Source organism: Paracoccus sp. DMF, assembly GCF_004407025.1.
Classification (GTDB): Bacteria; Pseudomonadota; Alphaproteobacteria; order Rhodobacterales; family Rhodobacteraceae; genus Paracoccus; species Paracoccus aminovorans_B.
Genome location: NZ_SOKV02000004.1, coordinates 44,367 through 59,477, shown reverse-complemented (window position 1 = coordinate 59,477; position 15,111 = coordinate 44,367). Strand labels below are relative to the sequence as shown.

Below are 15,111 nucleotides of genomic sequence, written 5' to 3'. Positions count from 1 at the left end.
AGCATGGCCGAAGACAGCAGGGACGCCGAGACACAGGCCGCCGCGCGGGCCGCCCGCCAAGCCGCCAACCGCGCCGCGCGCGAGGCGCGCCGCGCTGCCCGCCAGGCCGAGCGCGCCGCCCGCAAGGGTGCCGCCAAGCCGCAACCCGCAGCCAGCGCGCCGGAATTCCAGCCCCCCTCCGACGCGGCACCGCCCTCGCCGCAGCTGTTCCCGCCGCAGGGCTTCGACATCCTGTTGATCGGCCAGGGCCAGCGGCTGGGCGTGCAGGCGGTGCTCTTCGCCGCCAGCCTGCGCCGCAACGCGCCCGATTGGCGCGGCCGGCTGATCGTCGCCGAGCCGCGCCCCGAGGCCGCCTGGGCCGGCGCCGCCACCCCGATGCCCGCTCCGGTGCGCCAGGCGCTCGCAGGCTTCGGCGCCGAGATCCTGCCCTTCACCGCCACCCGCTTCGGCCGCAGCTATCCCTATGGCAACAAGATCGAGGCGCTGACCATCCTGCCCGCCGACCAGCCTTTCGTCTTCTTCGACAGCGACACGCTGATCACCGGCCCGCTCGACCGCGTCGGCTTCGATTTCGCGCGGCCCTCGGCCTCGATGCGGCGCAGCGCCAGCTGGCCCGAGCCGCCGCCCTACGGCCCCGGCTACACGCAGATCTGGCAATCGCTCTATGACCGATTCGGGCTGGATTTCGCAGGCTCGCTCGACCTCGCCCAGCCCGACGAGCATTGGGAGCGGTACCTTTATTTCAACGCCGGCTGGTTCTTCGGCGCCGATGCGCAGGAATTCGGCCGCCGCTTCCTCGACTTCGCCGACCGTATCCAGGCCGACCCGGGCGAGGCGCTGGCCTGCCAGTCGCTCGACCCCTGGCTCGACCAGGTGGCGCTGCCGCTGGTGATCCATTCGCTGGGCGGCGGCCGGCCGGGGCCGGAACTCGCCGGGCTCGACGGCTGGGCCAGCTGCCACTATCGCAACCTGTCGCTGCTCTATGCCCGCGAATCCGATGCGGTCGTCGCGCTGATCGAGGAACTGGCCGCCGATCCCCGCATCGCGCCGCTGCTTGCGGAGGACGAGGCCGCGCAGCGCCTGATCCTTGCGGGCGAGGGGCGGGACCGCATCCGCCCGCTTTTTGCCGGCGAAGACCCGCCGCCGCCGGAAAAAGCCATGCGCCAGCGGCTGCGTCGGGCCGAGCTCTGGTTCCGCTGAGACGGGCGCCGCGAAAGGCAGCGCCCGCCGGTTTCAGCCCAGCACCGCGTCGCAGCGCGCGCAGGTGCCGGCATGGGCATAGCTGCCGACATCGGGCAGGATCTTCCAGCAGCGCTGGCATTTCTCGCCCATCGCGCCCTCGAAGACCACGCCGATGCCCGGCACCTCCGCCAGCCGGAACGCCTCGGCCGGGGCCGGATCGGCGGTCAGGCTGATGCCCGAGGTGATGCAGATATCGGCGAAATCCACCGATTTCAGCGCCTTCAGCTCCTCCGCATCCTCGACATGCACCACCGGCGCGGCCTCCAGGCTGGCGCCGATCACCTTGTCGGTGCGCTTGATCTCCAGCGCGGCAGTGACCACGCGGCGGATGCGGCGGATCGCCTCCCATTTCCGCGCCAGGCGCTCGTTCAGCCAGTCGGCCGGGGTGGCGGGGAAGTCCTGCAGATGCACGCTGCCCTCCTCGGACGGGAAGCGCGCCAGCCAGACATCCTCCATGGTAAAGGGCAGGATCGGCGCAAGCCAGGTCACGATGCGGTGGAACAGCAGGTCCAGCACCGTGCGCGCCGCCCGCCGCCGCGCCGAATCGGGTGCGTCGCAGTAAAGCGCGTCCTTGCGGATGTCGAAATAGAAGGCCGACAGATCCACCGTGGCGAACTGGAACACGGTCTGGAACACGCCCTGGAAGTCGAAGCTGTCATAGCCATGGCGCAGCTGCGCGTCGATCTGCGCCAGCCGGTGCAGCACCCATTGCTCCAGCTCGGGCATCTCGGCCGGCTCGATGCGCTCGGCCTCGGCAAAGCCGTCGAGATTGCCCAGCACGAAGCGCAGCGTGTTGCGCAGCCGGCGATAGCTGTCGGCGGTGCCCTTCAGGATCTCGGGGCCGATGCGCTGGTCGGCGGTATAGTCGGTCTGCGCCACCCAGAGCCGCAGGATGTCGGCGCCGTATTGCTTGATGACCTCGGCCGGCACGATGGTATTGCCCAGCGACTTGGACATCTTCATGCCCTTCTCGTCCAGCGTGAAGCCATGCGTGACCACATTGCGATAGGGCGCCCGGCCCTTGGTCGCGCAGGCCTGCAACAGCGAGGACTGGAACCAGCCGCGATGCTGGTCAGTGCCCTCCAGATAGACGTCGGCAATGCCGTCCGGCGCCCCGTCGGCGCGGTCGCGCAGCACGAAGGCATGGGTCGAGCCGCTGTCGAACCAGACGTCCAGCACATCCATCACCTGGTCGTAATCCGCCGGATCGGCAACGCCCGCCAGCACCTCGGCGGCAAAGCCGGGCCGATACCAGACATCGGCGCCGTCCCGTTCAAAGGCGGCGATGATGCGGTCGTTGACGCGCTGGTCGCGCAGCAGGAAGTCCGGGTCGCTGGGCCTGGCGCCCTTCTTGACGAAGCAGGTCAGCGGCACGCCCCAGGCGCGCTGGCGCGACAGCACCCAGTCGGGCCGGTTCTCGACCATGGAATGGATGCGGTTGCGCCCCGATTGGGGCCACCATTTCACCAGCTTGTCGATCGAGGTCAGCGCCCGCGTGCGGATCGTGTCGCCATATTGCCCCATGCCGTCGGCCAGCGCAAAGTCGATGGCGGCGAACCATTGCGGTGTGTTGCGATAGATCAGCGGCGCCTTGGACCGCCACGAATGCGGATAGGAGTGCTTGACCTTGCCCTTGGCCAGCAGCGCCCCGGCCCAGGCCAGCTGCTTGATGACGCTGACATTCGCCGGGCCTTCCTTGCCCTCGGGCGTCAGGATCGCCTGGCCGCCGAAGATCGGCAGGTCGGCGCGATACGAGCCGTCCGGCTCGACATTATAGGTCATCGGCAGCTTGAACTTCAGCCCCAGCTGATAGTCGTCGTCGCCATGGCTGGGCGCGGTATGCACGAAGCCGGTGCCCGCGTCCTCGGTGACATGCTCGCCCGGCAGCATGGGCACGTCATAGTCCCACTCGCCCGCACCGCCCTCGACGCCGCGCAGCGGATGGGCCAGCACCAGCCCCTCCAGGTCCGAGGCCGTCACGTCGCAGACCCGCTTCCAGCCCTCGATCTTGCCGGCCTGCTTCACGCTTTCGGCCAGCGCATCGGCCAGCACCAGCAATTCGCCGGGCTTTGCGGTCGCGTTCTCGGCCACCGCATCCACGCGATACAGCCCATAGGCGATGCCCGGATTATAGGCCACGGCCCGGTTCTGCGGAATCGTCCAGGGGGTGGTGGTCCAGATCACCACGCTGGCGGGCTTCTCTGTTTTCCAAATACCCTCCGCCGCGGTGACGGCAAACCGCACCCAGATGGTATGGCTCTGGTGGTCGTGATACTCGACCTCGGCCTCGGCCAGCGCGGTCTTCTCGACCGGAGACCACATCACCGGCTTCGATCCCTGGTAAAGCGCGCCGTTCATCAGCAGCTTCATGAACTCGGCCGCGATCACCGCCTCGGCGTGGTAGTCCATGGTCAGATAGGGATCGTCCCACTTGCCGGTGATGCCCAGGCGCTTGAACTCCTCGCGCTGGATATCGACCCAGGATTCGGCAAAGCGGCGGCATTCCTGGCGGAACTCGACCACGTCCACCGCATCCTTGTCGCGGCCGTCATGGCGGTATTTCTCCTCGATCTTCCACTCGATCGGCAGGCCGTGGCAGTCCCAGCCCGGCACATAGCGCGCATCGCGGCCCATCATCTGGTGGCTGCGCACGATGATGTCCTTGATGGTCTTGTTCAGCGCGTGGCCGATATGCAGGTTGCCGTTCGCGTAAGGAGGGCCGTCGTGCAGGATGAAGGGCGTCCGGCCTCCCGCCCGCTCGCGCAGCCGGTCATAAATGCCGATCCGCTCCCAGCGGGCCAGCCATTCCGGCTCGCGTTGCGGCAGGCCGGCGCGCATCGGAAAATCGGTCTGGGGCAGGAAGACGGTGTCGCGATAGTCGGGCGCGGTCTCGGTCGTGTCGCTCATCGGGCGGGAATCCTTCGGTGGCAGGGCCGGCATGCGTAACCCGGCGGCGAAGGATCCCCTAGGCCGCCGGGCGGGTAATTCGAATGATGCCGCCCATGCTGAACATGCGCCGGGTTATAGAAAACCGCCCCGCCGCCTGCAAGCGCGGCTTGCGGCCCGCGCGCGGCTGGGGCAGCAAGCGCCATGAGCTACCGCATCGCCATCGCGGGCGCGCTGGCGGATGGCCGCAGCCATGGTCCCTTCGACCTGATCGTCGATGCCAGCGCCGCCGGCTCGCGCCTCTCGCCGTTGCAGGCGCGGCCGCTCGGCCATGGCGCGATCTGGGGCACGGTGCCCTGGCCCGAGACCGAGCTGCCGCGCGACCAGCTGCGCCAGCGCTACCATGGCGCCAGCCGCATGGCGGGCGTGCTGCCCATCGGCCGCCTGCCTGCGGACGACACGCCGCGCGCCGCCGTCTTCTGGTCGATGCCCCGCGCCGAACTGGACAGCTGGCCGCAACGCGACCTCGGGGCCTGGAAGGCCGAGGCCGTCGCTCTCTGGCCACAGATGGCGCCCTTTCTGGACGGCATCCGCGACAATGCGGCGATGACCCAGGCGCGCTATGCCCATGGCACCCTGCGCCGGCCCTTCGCGCCGGGGCTGGTCCATATCGGCGATGCCGCGCATCGCGCCAGCCCGCAGCTGGGGCAGGGCGCGAACATGGCGCTGCTCGACGCGCTCGCGCTCGGCTTGACGCTGCGCGGACCGCTGGAGGACGCGCCCGCCGATTACGCCGCCATGCGCCGCTGGCACGTCCTGATCTACCAGGGCATGAGCGCGGCCTTCACGCCGATGTATCAATCCGGCAGCCGCAGCCTGCCCTGGCTGCGCGACCGGCTGCTGGCGCCCTCATCGACCCTGCCGCTGCTGCGGAACGGGCTGACGCGGCTCGTCGCGGGCACCATGGCGCCGCCGCTGGCCGGAACCCGCGCGCCATAGGCGTCCTGTGACATCCGGCCGCCTTGCGCCGGCGCGCGTGCGGGCCCATATCGCGGCCATGATTCCGCCCCGTTTCGACATCACCCCCGAAGAGATCGACCGCGTCGTCGCCACCTTCTACGCCGCCATCCGCCGGCACGAGGAGTTGGGGCCGATCTTTGCCGCCCATGTCACCGACTGGCCCGCGCATGAGGCCAAGATCGCCGCCTTCTGGCGCAACGCCATCCTCTACGAGCGCAGCTACGAGGGCAGCCCGATGCGCGCGCATATCATGGCCGGCAATGTCCACGGCCAGCATTTCGCGCCCTGGCTGATGCTCTTCGACGAAACCCTGCGCCGCACCCTGCCGCCCGAGGCCGCGCAGGGCTGGTCGGCGCTGGCGCATCGCATCGGCGCCGGGCTGCGCATGGGGGTCGAGAACATGACCGCCACGGCCGGCCCGCCGGTCCTGCGCTAGAGCCTTGCATCATCGGCCCGGCAGGCGTAAACAAAAGGCGAACATCGCGGAGGGCCGGCCATGAAGATCGACTATCTGGAATTCTCCTCGCCCGATCTGCCGGCGACCAAGGCGTTCTTTGCCCGTGCCTTCGGCTGGGGTTTCAACGACTACGGCCCGGAATACCAGGAACTGGCCGATGCCGGCATTTCGGGCGGCATCGCGGCCGGCACCCTGGCGCCGCCGCTGGTCATCCTGCGCACCGACGATCTCGAGGCGGCGCTGGCCCGCGTGACCGAGGCGGGGGCCGAGATCACCCGGCCGATCTTCGATTTCCCCGGCGGCCGGCGCTTCCAGTTCCGCGAGCCCGGCGGCACCGAGATGGCGGTCTGGTCCGAGCGTTGACCGGGGTGCGCTAGCCGCGCGGCGGCCGCGCCTTGTAGACCGGCAGCCGCCAGCCCAGAGCCATGCTGCCCGCGCGCAGCGCCAGCACCACGGCGGCGCAGCCGAACAGCGCCAGCGGATAGGGCAGCCCCAGCGCCAGCAGCGCCAGCGCCGTCACCGCGCCGCCGAAGGTCGCGGTGATGTAAAGCTCGCCCTGTTTCAGCACCAAGGGCACCTCGTTGCCGACCACGTCGCGCATCAGCCCGCCGAAGGTGCCGGTCATGACCCCCATCATCACCGTGACGACCGGGCCGACCCCGGCCTGCAGGGCCACGCCCACGCCGGCCGGCACCGCCACGGCCAGCGCGCAGGCGTCGAGCCACAGGATCGCGCGATAGCGGCTTTCCAGCAGATGCGCGGTGAAGAACACCACGATGGCGGCGGCGGTGGTCAGCAGGATCAGCTCGGGCCGGTCGACCCAGAACACCGGGGTCCGGCCCAGCACCAGGTCGCGCAGCGTGCCGCCGCCGACCCCGGTCAGCGTGGCGAAGAAGACGAAGCCGACCAGGTCGAGCTGCGCCCGGCTGGCGACCAGCGCCCCGGTCAGCGCAAAGACCAGCACCGAGGCATAGTCCAGCAGCGCCACCAGCGCCTGCATCTCAGACCTTCGCCGGCTTGAAGGGCGCCATGCCGGCGCGCGCCAGCTCGTCGGCGCGCTCGTTCTCGGGGTGGCCGGCGTGGCCCTTGATCCATTCCCAGCGCACCTGATGGCGGGCCTGCGCGGCGTCGAGCCGCTGCCACAGCTCGGCATTCTTCACGGGCTTGCGGTCGGCCGTGCGCCAGCCGTTGCGCTTCCAGCCGTGGATCCATTGCGTGACGCCGTTCTTCACATAGGCGCTGTCGGTGGTGACGGTGATCTCGCTGGGCCGGGCCAGGATTTCCAGCGCGGCGATGGCGGCCATCAGCTCCATGCGGTTGTTGGTGGTGTCGGGCTCGCCCCCCGACAGCTCGCGCTCCTTCAGCACCGCCTCGCCCTCGATGGCGCGCATCAGCACGCCCCAGCCGCCCGGGCCGGGATTGCCGCTGCATGCCCCGTCAGTCCATGCATAGAGCCGGGTCATGCGCGCCCCTCGCATTCCACGATATGGAATGGGCCGTTTTGCCCGGCGAAAAGGCCGCCGCATTCCATCATGTGGAACAACCCGCTCATGCCGCGAGCCCCTGGTAACCGGGCAGGGCGGCGACGCGGTCGAGCCAGGCCGCGATGGCCGGAAACCGCGCCATGTCGAAGCCGCCGCGCGCGCCGGCCGTATGGGTATAGGCGTAAAGGCAGATGTCGGCCAGGCTGACCGCATCGCCGACCAGCCAGTCGCGCCCCGAGAGCCGGTCTTCCATGATCTGCAGGTTGGCATGGCCGCGATCCAGCAGTTCGGCCATGCGCTCGGGCGTGGCCAGCGCGCGGCGATGCGGATAGAAGCGCAGCGCGGCGCGCACGGCAATGGTGCCCTCGTGCTGGTTCTGCTCCCAGAACATCCAGCCCAGCATCTCGGCGCGCAGCACCGGATCGGCCGGGACATAGGCCGAGCCTTCGCCCAGGAAGCACAGGATCGCGTTGGATTCGGGCAGCAGCCGGCCGTCGTCCAGCGCCAGCACCGGCGCCTTGCCGAAGGGCAGCCGCCCCTCGGCCCGGGCGCTTTCCAGCGCCTCGGTCATGTATTCGACATCGACGATCTCGCAGGCCCGGCCCAGCAGCGCCAAGAGCAGCCGCACCTTGTAGCTGTTGCCCGAGGAAGGCATGGAATAAAGCCGCATCGTCGATCCTTTCGCTTGCCGCTGCGCCGGTTTTCGCCGGCACTATAGGCGGGAACGAAACGAGCGGCCAGCGCCGGAAAGCGCCTATCCCGGCTTGCCGAGATAGGGGATGCTGCCGGCCAGGTCGGTGTCGTCGATCAGGCGGAAATGGCTGACCGAGCCGGCCTTGCGCGCCGCGCCGAAGGGGGCGTATTCCGGGTCGTTTGCGAAAGCCAGGGCCTCCTCGCGCGAGGGGAACTGGATCAGCGCTATCAGCGTCACGTCGGTCGGCTCGCCCTCCAGCTCCTCGATATTGCCGCTGCGCGACAGGTAGCGGCCATTATGGCGGGCGGCGATCTCATGCACCCGCGCGGCGTAATCCGGAATCCAGGCGTCGTCGGTCACCTTGACCTCGGCGATGAGATAAACGGTCATGCGCTTTTCCTCCCTTGCCGGCGGCGCCTGCGGCCGCCCTCGGTAAAGCATAGGCAAGCTGCGCGGCGGCCGGCAAGCGCGACGATGGGCCGAGATCCGCCCCGGGGATCCGTCTCGACATGGGTATTTTCAAAACGGAAAGTGGACAGGCTGCTGCAAGGGGCAGGCGCGGCGCCTGCTTTTCCGTTTTCCAAATACCCATGTCGCGAGGTTGCGAAAGGGCGGCATCGTTGCCGCCTGCGGCACGGTCCGCATGGGTATTTGGAAAACAAAGAAGGCCGAGGGCGATGCGGATCCGATCCCGGCGGCTTTCTCTGTTTTTCAAATACCCCGGCGGCGCTTCGGCCAGGCGAGGCGTCAGCCCGGCTCTCGCAGCACGCGGGGCACCTTGAACTCGACATTCTCGCGCGCGGTCTCGACCAGTTCCACGGTCACGGCGTAGCGGGCGCGGAAAGCGTCGATGACCTCGTTGACCAGCACCTCAGGCGCCGAGGCTCCGGCGGTCACGCCCACGGCGCGGGCGCCGGCGATGGCGCGCCAATCGATCTGGTCGGCGCGCATCACCAGCTGCGAATAGGCGCAGCCGGCGGCGCTGCCGACCTCGACCAGCCGGCGCGAGTTCGAGCTGTTCGGCGCCCCGATCACCAAGAGCGCGTCGATCTTGCCGGCGATGGCCTTGACCGAGGCCTGGCGGTTGGTGGTGGCGTAGCAGATGTCTTCCTTGGCCGGGCCGACGATCATCGGGAAGCGCGCCTGCAAGGCGGCGACGATGGCCGCGGTGTCGTCGACCGAGAGCGTGGTCTGGGTGATGAAGGCCAGCCGCCCGGGGTCGCGCGGCGCGATATGGGCCACGTCCGCGACGGTCTCGACCAGCAGCACCTCGCCCTCGGGCAGCTGGCCCATGGTGCCCAGCACCTCGGGGTGGCCGGCATGGCCGATCATCACCATCTGCAAGCCCTCGGCATGGTGGCGTTCGGCCTCGACATGGACCTTGCTGACCAGGGGGCAGGTGGCATCGACGAAGACCATCTCGCGCCGGCGCGCCTCGGCCGGCACCGACTTCGGCACGCCATGGGCCGAGAAGATCACCGGCCGGTCGTCGGGCACGTCGTCCAGTTCCTCGACGAAGACCGCGCCCTTGTCGCGCAGGCTGTCCACGACGAACTTGTTGTGCACGATCTCGTGGCGGACATAGACCGGCGCGCCCCATTTCTGCAGCGCCATCTCGACGATCTTGATCGCCCGGTCCACGCCGGCGCAGAAGCCGCGCGGCGCGGCGAGATAGAGGGTCAGGGGCGGTTTCTGGTCCATGGCTGTCACCTAGTCGCCCGGGCGGGCCACCGCAAGCGGTCAGGCGCCCTCGAAACTGGTCAGGGCATGGACCTCGTGGCCCAGTCCCTCGAGCAGCGCGCGGCCGCCAAGCTCGGGCAGCTCGATCACGAAGGCGCAGCCGACCACCGCGGCGCCGAGCCGCTCGCAAAGCGAGATGCCGGCCGCGGCGGTGCCGCCGGTGGCCAGCAGGTCGTCCACGATCAGCACCCGTTCGCCGGGTTTCAGGGCGTCGTCGTGGATCTCCATCACCGCCTCGCCATATTCCAGCGCATAGGCCTGGCTGATGGTGGCGCCGGGCAGCTTGCCCTTCTTGCGGATCGGCACGAAGCCCACCGACAGCTGATGCGCCACCGCGCCGCCCAGGATGAAGCCGCGCGCCTCGAGCCCCACGACCTTGTCGATCGGCTCGCCGGCATAGGCGGCCAGCAGCTGATCCACCGCCATGCGAAAGCCGCGCGCGTCGGCAAAGAGCGTCGTCACGTCGCGAAACAGGATGCCTTCATGCGGGAAGTCGACGATGGTGCGGATATAGTCGCGCACCGTCCGGGTATCGCGGGCCATCAGGGGCGCTCCATCTCGAAGGTCTCGGTGGTGATGGTGTAATCCATGTAGCCCAGCCGCGACAGCCAGCCGAGCGCGGGGCGGAAGCGGCCGTCGACGATGCAGTCGGGCCGGATGTGGATGCCGGTCACCACGCCCAGCACCATGACATTGGCCTGGCCGGCCAGCCGGATCACCTGGGTCATGCGGCATTCGAGCGAGGCCGCGGCCTGGGCCACGCGCGGGCAGTCGATGGTCTGGCATTCCGCGGCGGCGATGCCAGCGGCCTCGAATTCGCTGGTGCCGGCGTCCAGGACGGCCGAGCTGGCGTTCACCTGGTCCTTCATGCCGCCGTCGGCGATATTGACGCAAAAGACCCGGCTTTCGACGATCTGGGCCACGCTGTCCTTGGTGCCCGGCCGGTCGGGCTTGGCCGAGGTCGAGGCGAACATCACCTGCGGCGGCACATAGGCGGTCAGGTTGAAGAAGGAATAGGGCGCGAGATTGTCGCCCAGCCGGCCGCGGGTCGAGATCCAGCCGATCGGCCGGGGCGCCACCAGCGCGTTCAGCGGGTTGTGCGGCAGGCCGTGGCCGGCCTCGGGTCGGTAGAACATCTGCGGCCTCCGCTGATTGCTGCCGGGCCCGCCTGCGGGACGCCCGGTCCGGTCCCAAGATCTGCCCGGCCGGCCCCGCGAGGTCAAGCGCAAGCTCGGCTGCCTGCGGTGCGAGCCGGAGCGCGCGGTGTCGCAGAAAATTCATCCCGCGCGCTGCCGCGGCGGCGCTCGGGCGGTTTTCGCCGCCCGTCATGCGTGTTACGGGGGCTTTCGCCTGCGGGACGCCTGACCCGCGGCATGGGCAAGCTTGGGATGGCCGGATGTATGCTCTTCGCCCCGAACGCGCTGTCGATTACGCCGAGGTCGAGGCGCTTCTCGACCTGTGCTTCGCGCCGGGGCGCACCGCGCTGAGCTCCTATCGCCTGCGCGAGGGCGTGGCGCCGGTGCCCGGCCTGTGCCTGGTCCTGCGCGACAGTTTCGACGTGATGGTGGGGGCGATCCGCTTCTGGCCGGTGCATGTGGCCGATGAGGACGTGCTGCTGCTGGGCCCCGTCGCCGTGCACCCGACCGCCCAGGGCGAGGGCCTGGGCGGTTTGCTGATTCGCGAGGGGCTGGAGCGGGCCGAAATGCAGGGCTGGTCCCGGGTCATGCTGGTCGGCGACGAACCCTATTACCGCCGCTTCGGCTTTCGCAAGCTCGAGCATGTGCAAATGCCGCCGCCCACCAACCCCGACCGCGTGCTGGGGCTGGAGCTGGAGCCCGGCGCCTGGCAGGGGGTCGAGGGCCCGGTGACCCGCGACACCAGCGACAACGAGGCTGCGAACCAGGCCTGGCGGTCGCTGGGCGGGCGCGGCTGAGGCCCTTAGTCCTTGTAGTCGAAGGCCTTGGGGTGGTTCGCCAGGCTGCCGGTCAGCGCCGCGTAAAGGATGGTGCGGCCGTCGATCGATTCGGCATTGCCGCCGATATTGAGCCAGGTCAGCAGCTCGACGCCCTTGCCGTCCTGGACCGAGAGCAAGCCATAGGCCTCGCCGCTGCCCGGCGCGTAAAGCATGGCCATCTTGTTCGCGGCGCAATCGTGCTGCTTGCAGGCGGTCATCGCCAGGTATTCCTTGCCGCCGAACGCGACCTTCTGCGCCGGCGTGGTCACCGCCGCGCCGCGCAGCCAGTCCGGCATGGGATGACCCTCGGCCATCTTGTCGAAGGCGGCGGTCAGCGCCTGGTCCTGGCCGAGGTCGGCAAGGCTCGGGCCGGCCGCCTCCTGCGCCAGGGCGGGGCCAAGGCCCAGGGCGGCTCCGAGCGTCAGGATGGGGAGGATGCGGCGGATCGTCATGGGTCTTCCTTCACTTTGGGTCGCAGGCCGGTGGCCCTTGGGTTTTCGTCGAGGAGCCGGAACCCCGTGCGGCGCTTGCAAGTTCCCTTGCCGGGCGATCTTCTGCCCTTATGCCATGAACCTCGGGGTTGCCCACGCATGACCAAGAACACGCCCATCCCGGTCCGCCAGGACGTGCTGCCGCCCATCGACGACCCGACCGTCCATGCCGAGATCGACCGGCTGGCGCGGCGCTATCTGGCGGCCGGCGGCATCGCGATGGAGCTGATGACCGCCATCGGCGGCAAGGCCGAGGGGCTGATCGAGCGGCTTCCCCAAGGCGTGCGCGGACGCATGGACCGCATCACGCTGGCGGCGCTGAACCGGGCCTTCGACGCCGCCTCGCGCTCGCGCGGGGTGCTGCGGGAACGGGGCGATCTGTTCAACCGGCTGCTCTCGACCACCTCGGGCGCGGTCGGCGGCCTTGCCGGCGTCGGCGGCGCGGTGCTGGAGCTGCCGGTGACGGTGACGCTGCTTCTGCGCGCGATCATGGACATTGCCGGCGAACATGGCTTCGATCCCGATTCGGACCAGGCGAGGCGCGAGGCGCTGCATGTCTTCGCCTCGGCCGGGCCGCTGTCGGATGACGAGGGCACCGACCTGGGGCTGCTGACGGCGCGGATGACCATCACCGGCCATTCGGTGCAGGCGCTGATCGCCAAGGTGGCGCCGAAGCTCTCGACCTCGATGGCGCAGAAATTCGCGGCGCAGGCGGTGCCGGTGCTGGGCGCGCTGGCCGGGGCGGCGATCAACTACAACTTCACCCGCTATTACCAGGAGCTGGCGCGGGTACATTTCGGCCTGCTGCGGCTGTCCGAGGAAACCGGCATCCCGCGCGAGGCGCTGGCCGAGGCGCTGGAGCTGCGCATGATCCAGCTGCGCCCGAATACGGCGGCGCGCAAGCTGATGCGGCGCGGCTAGTCCTCGACCTCGGCCGCCAGTTGCAGGGCGGCGACGGGGGCTTCCAGGTGGTCGATGCCCAGGGGGCTGGTCGGCCGGGCGAGCCGCGATTTCACCACCCAATGCAGCCGCTCCTGCGCGCGGGTGATGGCGACATAGGCCAGCCGCTTCCACAGCGCGATGCCGGCCTCGCTGCGGCCCGACCAGGCGGCGGCGCTGATGTCGGGGCCGAAGACCTGCACGTCGGGCCATTGGCTGGCCTGCGCCTTGTGAATCGTCACCGCCGCGCCATGCAGGAAGGTCGCGCCCATGCGCGCGGCATAGGGGATGAAGGGCTCCTCGACATCCGGCATCTCGATCTTGACGATGCTGGCGGCGGAAAGCCGCGGATCCTCGGCGCCGACGACATGCAGGCGGGAAAAGCCCGGCTTGCGCCCCGGCCCCAGATAGACCACCTGCGCGCCCTTGATCAGCCCGCGCGCTTCCAGGTCGATGCGCTTCTTGCGGTGCTTCAGCGGCAGTTCCAGCCCGTCGCAGATCAAGGGCTCGCCCGGCAGCAGCGCGTCGCCCGGCGCGCCATGGGCCGAGCGGAAGGCCTGGATCAGCTTGATCCGGGTGATGTTGCGCCAGACCAGCACCGGGCTTTGCGCCATCAGGTCCGAGGAGACGCGCTCGGCCCAGATCACCCGGGAGTCGCGGGCGGCGGCCTCGCGGATCATGCGCTCGAAGGCGTCGAATTCCAGCGCCGGATCGGCCAGGGCATGGGCGAGATCCAGGATCGGGCTGTCGCCCTCCTGCCGGTGGATGCGGCTCAGCATCAGCTTCTGCGGGGCCGCGAGCCGGTCGAAGACCATCTGCCCGGACTGGCCGACCGGCGCCAGCTGCGCCGGGTCGCCGAACAGGATCAGGGTCGGAAAGATCTCGCGCAGATCCTCGAACTGGCGCTCGTCCAGCATCGAGGCCTCGTCGATCAGCCCCACGTCCAGCCCGTCCTCGCGCCGCTTCCAGCCGCGAATGAAGTCCGAGCCGCGCAACCCCGCCGCGGCCAGCGCCCCGGGGATCGAGGCATGCTGGTCGTAGAAGGCCTTGGCCCGGTCCAGCGCCGCCTCGGTCAGGCCCTCGATCACGCCCTCGACCTTCGGCCGCTCGCCGGCGCCGGTCAGCCAGTCGGCGATGCGCTCGTAATCCGGGTCGTAGACCGGGGTATAGAGGATGCGGTGGATCGTCGTCGCCGGCACGCCGCGCATGCGCAGCACGAAGGCCGCCTTGTTGGTCGGGGCCAGGATCGCGACGGTGCGGCGGTCCTTGCGCTTCTTGCCCTCGTAATCGCCCGAGACCAGATCGACCCCGGCCGCGCGTAGTGCCTTGGTCAACTCGGCCAGGAGCAGCGTCTTGCCCGAACCGGCCTTGCCGATCACCGCCATGACCCGGCCCTTGCCTTCCGACGGCGGCGAGATCTCTTCCGACAGCAGGTCGATGCCGGCATCCTCCAGCGCCGAGGCGACGGCGTCCCAGGCCTCGGCCTGGTCTGGGGAAAGGGTGGGCAGCATCATGGCGCCTTGTTACCCGGCCCAGGCCCGGGCGGAAAGGCCGTTCCGGTCGCGCGGTGGCTTTTTGGGTATTTGGACAACAAAGAAGAAACCCGAGGCGCGGAACGGCCATGCTTCTTTGTTGTCCAAATACCCCGCCGACCGGGCAACGCGCGGCAAAGCGCGCCGGTCAGGCGCGGTCGTCCTTGGGCGAGCTCATCACCACATGGGTGGTGATGGTGGCGATCTGGGGAAAGGCGCCCAGCACCTCGGTATGGAAGCGACGATAGGATTCGAGGTCGCGCACCTCGACCCGCAGCAGGTATTCGACCGAGCCGGTGATATTGTGGCATTCGCGGACCTGCGGCGCGGAAAGGCAGGCGCGTTCGAAGGCGCGTTGCGCCTCGTTCGTGTGGCGGGCCAAGCCGATGGTGACATAGGCGGTAAAGCCGGCAGCGCGGGCAGCGGGCGCGATGACGGCACGATAGCCCAGGATGGCGCCGCGGCGTTCCAGATCCTGCACCCGGCGCAGGCAGGCCGAGGGCGAGAGCCCGACCTCGGCCGCGAGCTGCTGATTCGGGATCCGTCCCCGCCGTTCGAGGATGCGCAATATCCGCGCGGAAATCGGGTCATCATCGAAAGCAGATTGCTGATCTTGTCCAGGCATGCGGCACTCTGGTCGGAAATTGCGGTTATCCTGCAATATCATCGCGC

General features: G+C 69.4%; 17 protein-coding genes. 6 read left to right on the top strand and 11 right to left on the bottom strand.

The window, feature by feature from the left end:
• Window positions 1–3: 3 nt before the first annotated feature.
• The gene (locus E3D03_RS03375; protein ID WP_263565816.1) at window positions 4–1,200 is read left to right on the top strand and encodes a hypothetical protein; all 1,197 of its coding nucleotides are present in this window, start codon (window positions 4–6) and stop codon (window positions 1,198–1,200) included.
• Window positions 1,201–1,233: 33 nt separating this feature from the next.
• Here the strand turns inward: E3D03_RS03375 and ileS are convergent, their stop codons facing one another.
• A complete protein-coding gene (ileS, locus tag E3D03_RS03370) occupies window positions 1,234–4,149 on the bottom strand; it encodes an isoleucine--tRNA ligase (protein ID WP_263565815.1) in 2,916 nt (971 codons plus the stop codon).
• 183 nt (window positions 4,150–4,332) lie between these two features.
• Between ileS and E3D03_RS03365 the strand changes: the two genes are divergently transcribed.
• The 3 genes from E3D03_RS03365 to E3D03_RS03355 are packed head-to-tail and all read left to right on the top strand — an operon-like array spanning window position 4,333 to window position 5,968.
• Entirely contained in the window at window positions 4,333–5,127 is a 795-nt protein-coding gene (locus E3D03_RS03365) for an FAD-dependent monooxygenase (RefSeq protein WP_263565814.1), read from the top strand.
• A 58-nt stretch (window positions 5,128–5,185) separates the two neighbouring features.
• Complete coding sequence (locus tag E3D03_RS03360; protein ID WP_263565813.1) at window positions 5,186–5,584, top strand: group III truncated hemoglobin; 399 nt, start codon at window positions 5,186–5,188, stop codon at window positions 5,582–5,584.
• Window positions 5,585–5,644: 60 nt separating this feature from the next.
• Window positions 5,645–5,968 carry a VOC family protein gene (locus E3D03_RS03355; RefSeq protein ID WP_263565812.1) on the top strand — a complete coding sequence of 108 codons (324 nt, stop codon included), beginning with the start codon at window positions 5,645–5,647 and terminating at the stop codon, window positions 5,966–5,968.
• A gap of 10 nt (window positions 5,969–5,978) precedes the next feature.
• Here the strand turns inward: E3D03_RS03355 and E3D03_RS03350 are convergent, their stop codons facing one another.
• The 7 genes from E3D03_RS03350 to E3D03_RS03320 form a co-directional block, all read right to left on the bottom strand.
• Window positions 5,979–6,605 (bottom strand): trimeric intracellular cation channel family protein, encoded by a 627-nt coding sequence (locus E3D03_RS03350; RefSeq protein WP_263565811.1) that lies wholly within the window; start codon window positions 6,603–6,605, stop codon window positions 5,979–5,981.
• 1 nt (window position 6,606) lies between these two features.
• Window positions 6,607–7,068: a ribonuclease HI gene (gene rnhA / locus E3D03_RS03345; RefSeq protein WP_062560545.1), complete on the bottom strand. Its 462-nt coding sequence runs from the start codon at window positions 7,066–7,068 to the stop codon at window positions 6,607–6,609.
• Between the two features lie 85 nt (window positions 7,069–7,153).
• Window positions 7,154–7,759: a glutathione S-transferase family protein gene (locus E3D03_RS03340; protein ID WP_263565810.1), complete on the bottom strand. Its 606-nt coding sequence runs from the start codon at window positions 7,757–7,759 to the stop codon at window positions 7,154–7,156.
• Window positions 7,760–7,843: 84 nt separating this feature from the next.
• Window positions 7,844–8,173: a DUF1330 domain-containing protein gene (locus E3D03_RS03335; RefSeq protein ID WP_263565809.1), complete on the bottom strand. Its 330-nt coding sequence runs from the start codon at window positions 8,171–8,173 to the stop codon at window positions 7,844–7,846.
• Between the two features lie 357 nt (window positions 8,174–8,530).
• Window positions 8,531–9,484, bottom strand: a complete 954-nt coding sequence (ispH, locus tag E3D03_RS03330) for a 4-hydroxy-3-methylbut-2-enyl diphosphate reductase (RefSeq protein WP_263565808.1) — start codon at window positions 9,482–9,484, stop codon at window positions 8,531–8,533.
• 39 nt (window positions 9,485–9,523) lie between these two features.
• Window positions 9,524–10,066, bottom strand: a complete 543-nt coding sequence (locus E3D03_RS03325; protein WP_263565807.1) for an adenine phosphoribosyltransferase — start codon at window positions 10,064–10,066, stop codon at window positions 9,524–9,526.
• The gene (locus E3D03_RS03320; protein ID WP_062560550.1) at window positions 10,066–10,659 is read right to left on the bottom strand and encodes a flavin reductase family protein; all 594 of its coding nucleotides are present in this window, start codon (window positions 10,657–10,659) and stop codon (window positions 10,066–10,068) included. Before E3D03_RS03320 ends, E3D03_RS03325 begins: the two co-directional genes overlap by 1 nt.
• 260 nt (window positions 10,660–10,919) lie before the next feature.
• Between E3D03_RS03320 and E3D03_RS03315 the strand changes: the two genes are divergently transcribed.
• Window positions 10,920–11,456: a GNAT family N-acetyltransferase gene (locus tag E3D03_RS03315; protein WP_263565806.1), complete on the top strand. Its 537-nt coding sequence runs from the start codon at window positions 10,920–10,922 to the stop codon at window positions 11,454–11,456.
• A 5-nt stretch (window positions 11,457–11,461) separates the two neighbouring features.
• Here the strand turns inward: E3D03_RS03315 and E3D03_RS03310 are convergent, their stop codons facing one another.
• Window positions 11,462–11,929: an Ivy family c-type lysozyme inhibitor gene (locus tag E3D03_RS03310; protein WP_263565805.1), complete on the bottom strand. Its 468-nt coding sequence runs from the start codon at window positions 11,927–11,929 to the stop codon at window positions 11,462–11,464.
• A gap of 138 nt (window positions 11,930–12,067) precedes the next feature.
• On the opposite strand from E3D03_RS03310, the gene E3D03_RS03305 reads away from it, so the two are divergent.
• Window positions 12,068–12,889, top strand: a complete 822-nt coding sequence (locus tag E3D03_RS03305) for an EcsC family protein (protein WP_263565804.1) — start codon at window positions 12,068–12,070, stop codon at window positions 12,887–12,889.
• Here the strand turns inward: E3D03_RS03305 and E3D03_RS03300 are convergent.
• Both E3D03_RS03300 and E3D03_RS03295 read right to left on the bottom strand, forming a co-directional pair.
• Complete coding sequence (locus tag E3D03_RS03300; protein WP_263565803.1) at window positions 12,886–14,421, bottom strand: ATP-dependent RecD-like DNA helicase; 1,536 nt, start codon at window positions 14,419–14,421, stop codon at window positions 12,886–12,888. The two genes, E3D03_RS03305 and E3D03_RS03300, sit on opposite strands and share 4 nt — an antisense overlap.
• 166 nt (window positions 14,422–14,587) lie before the next feature.
• Window positions 14,588–15,064: an Lrp/AsnC family transcriptional regulator gene (locus E3D03_RS03295; RefSeq protein WP_263565802.1), complete on the bottom strand. Its 477-nt coding sequence runs from the start codon at window positions 15,062–15,064 to the stop codon at window positions 14,588–14,590.
• Between the last annotated feature and the right edge of the window lie 47 nt (window positions 15,065–15,111).

What these genes read in the sequence shown, in the direction of transcription:
- E3D03_RS03375 (WP_263565816.1), top strand. Translation starts at nt 4, where the DNA reads ATGGCCGAAGACAGCAGGGACGCCGAGACACAGGCCGCCGCGCGGGCC.
- ileS (WP_263565815.1), bottom strand. Translation starts at nt 4,149, where the DNA reads ATGAGCGACACGACCGAGACCGCGCCCGACTATCGCGACACCGTCTTC.
- E3D03_RS03365 (WP_263565814.1), top strand. Translation starts at nt 4,333, where the DNA reads ATGAGCTACCGCATCGCCATCGCGGGCGCGCTGGCGGATGGCCGCAGC.
- E3D03_RS03360 (WP_263565813.1), top strand. Translation starts at nt 5,186, where the DNA reads ATGATTCCGCCCCGTTTCGACATCACCCCCGAAGAGATCGACCGCGTC.
- E3D03_RS03355 (WP_263565812.1), top strand. Translation starts at nt 5,645, where the DNA reads ATGAAGATCGACTATCTGGAATTCTCCTCGCCCGATCTGCCGGCGACC.
- E3D03_RS03350 (WP_263565811.1), bottom strand. Translation starts at nt 6,605, where the DNA reads ATGCAGGCGCTGGTGGCGCTGCTGGACTATGCCTCGGTGCTGGTCTTT.
- rnhA (WP_062560545.1), bottom strand. Translation starts at nt 7,068, where the DNA reads ATGACCCGGCTCTATGCATGGACTGACGGGGCATGCAGCGGCAATCCC.
- E3D03_RS03340 (WP_263565810.1), bottom strand. Translation starts at nt 7,759, where the DNA reads ATGCGGCTTTATTCCATGCCTTCCTCGGGCAACAGCTACAAGGTGCGG.
- E3D03_RS03335 (WP_263565809.1), bottom strand. Translation starts at nt 8,173, where the DNA reads ATGACCGTTTATCTCATCGCCGAGGTCAAGGTGACCGACGACGCCTGG.
- ispH (WP_263565808.1), bottom strand. Translation starts at nt 9,484, where the DNA reads ATGGACCAGAAACCGCCCCTGACCCTCTATCTCGCCGCGCCGCGCGGC.
- E3D03_RS03325 (WP_263565807.1), bottom strand. Translation starts at nt 10,066, where the DNA reads ATGGCCCGCGATACCCGGACGGTGCGCGACTATATCCGCACCATCGTC.
- E3D03_RS03320 (WP_062560550.1), bottom strand. Translation starts at nt 10,659, where the DNA reads ATGTTCTACCGACCCGAGGCCGGCCACGGCCTGCCGCACAACCCGCTG.
- E3D03_RS03315 (WP_263565806.1), top strand. Translation starts at nt 10,920, where the DNA reads ATGTATGCTCTTCGCCCCGAACGCGCTGTCGATTACGCCGAGGTCGAG.
- E3D03_RS03310 (WP_263565805.1), bottom strand. Translation starts at nt 11,929, where the DNA reads ATGACGATCCGCCGCATCCTCCCCATCCTGACGCTCGGAGCCGCCCTG.
- E3D03_RS03305 (WP_263565804.1), top strand. Translation starts at nt 12,068, where the DNA reads ATGACCAAGAACACGCCCATCCCGGTCCGCCAGGACGTGCTGCCGCCC.
- E3D03_RS03300 (WP_263565803.1), bottom strand. Translation starts at nt 14,421, where the DNA reads ATGATGCTGCCCACCCTTTCCCCAGACCAGGCCGAGGCCTGGGACGCC.
- E3D03_RS03295 (WP_263565802.1), bottom strand. Translation starts at nt 15,064, where the DNA reads ATGCCTGGACAAGATCAGCAATCTGCTTTCGATGATGACCCGATTTCC.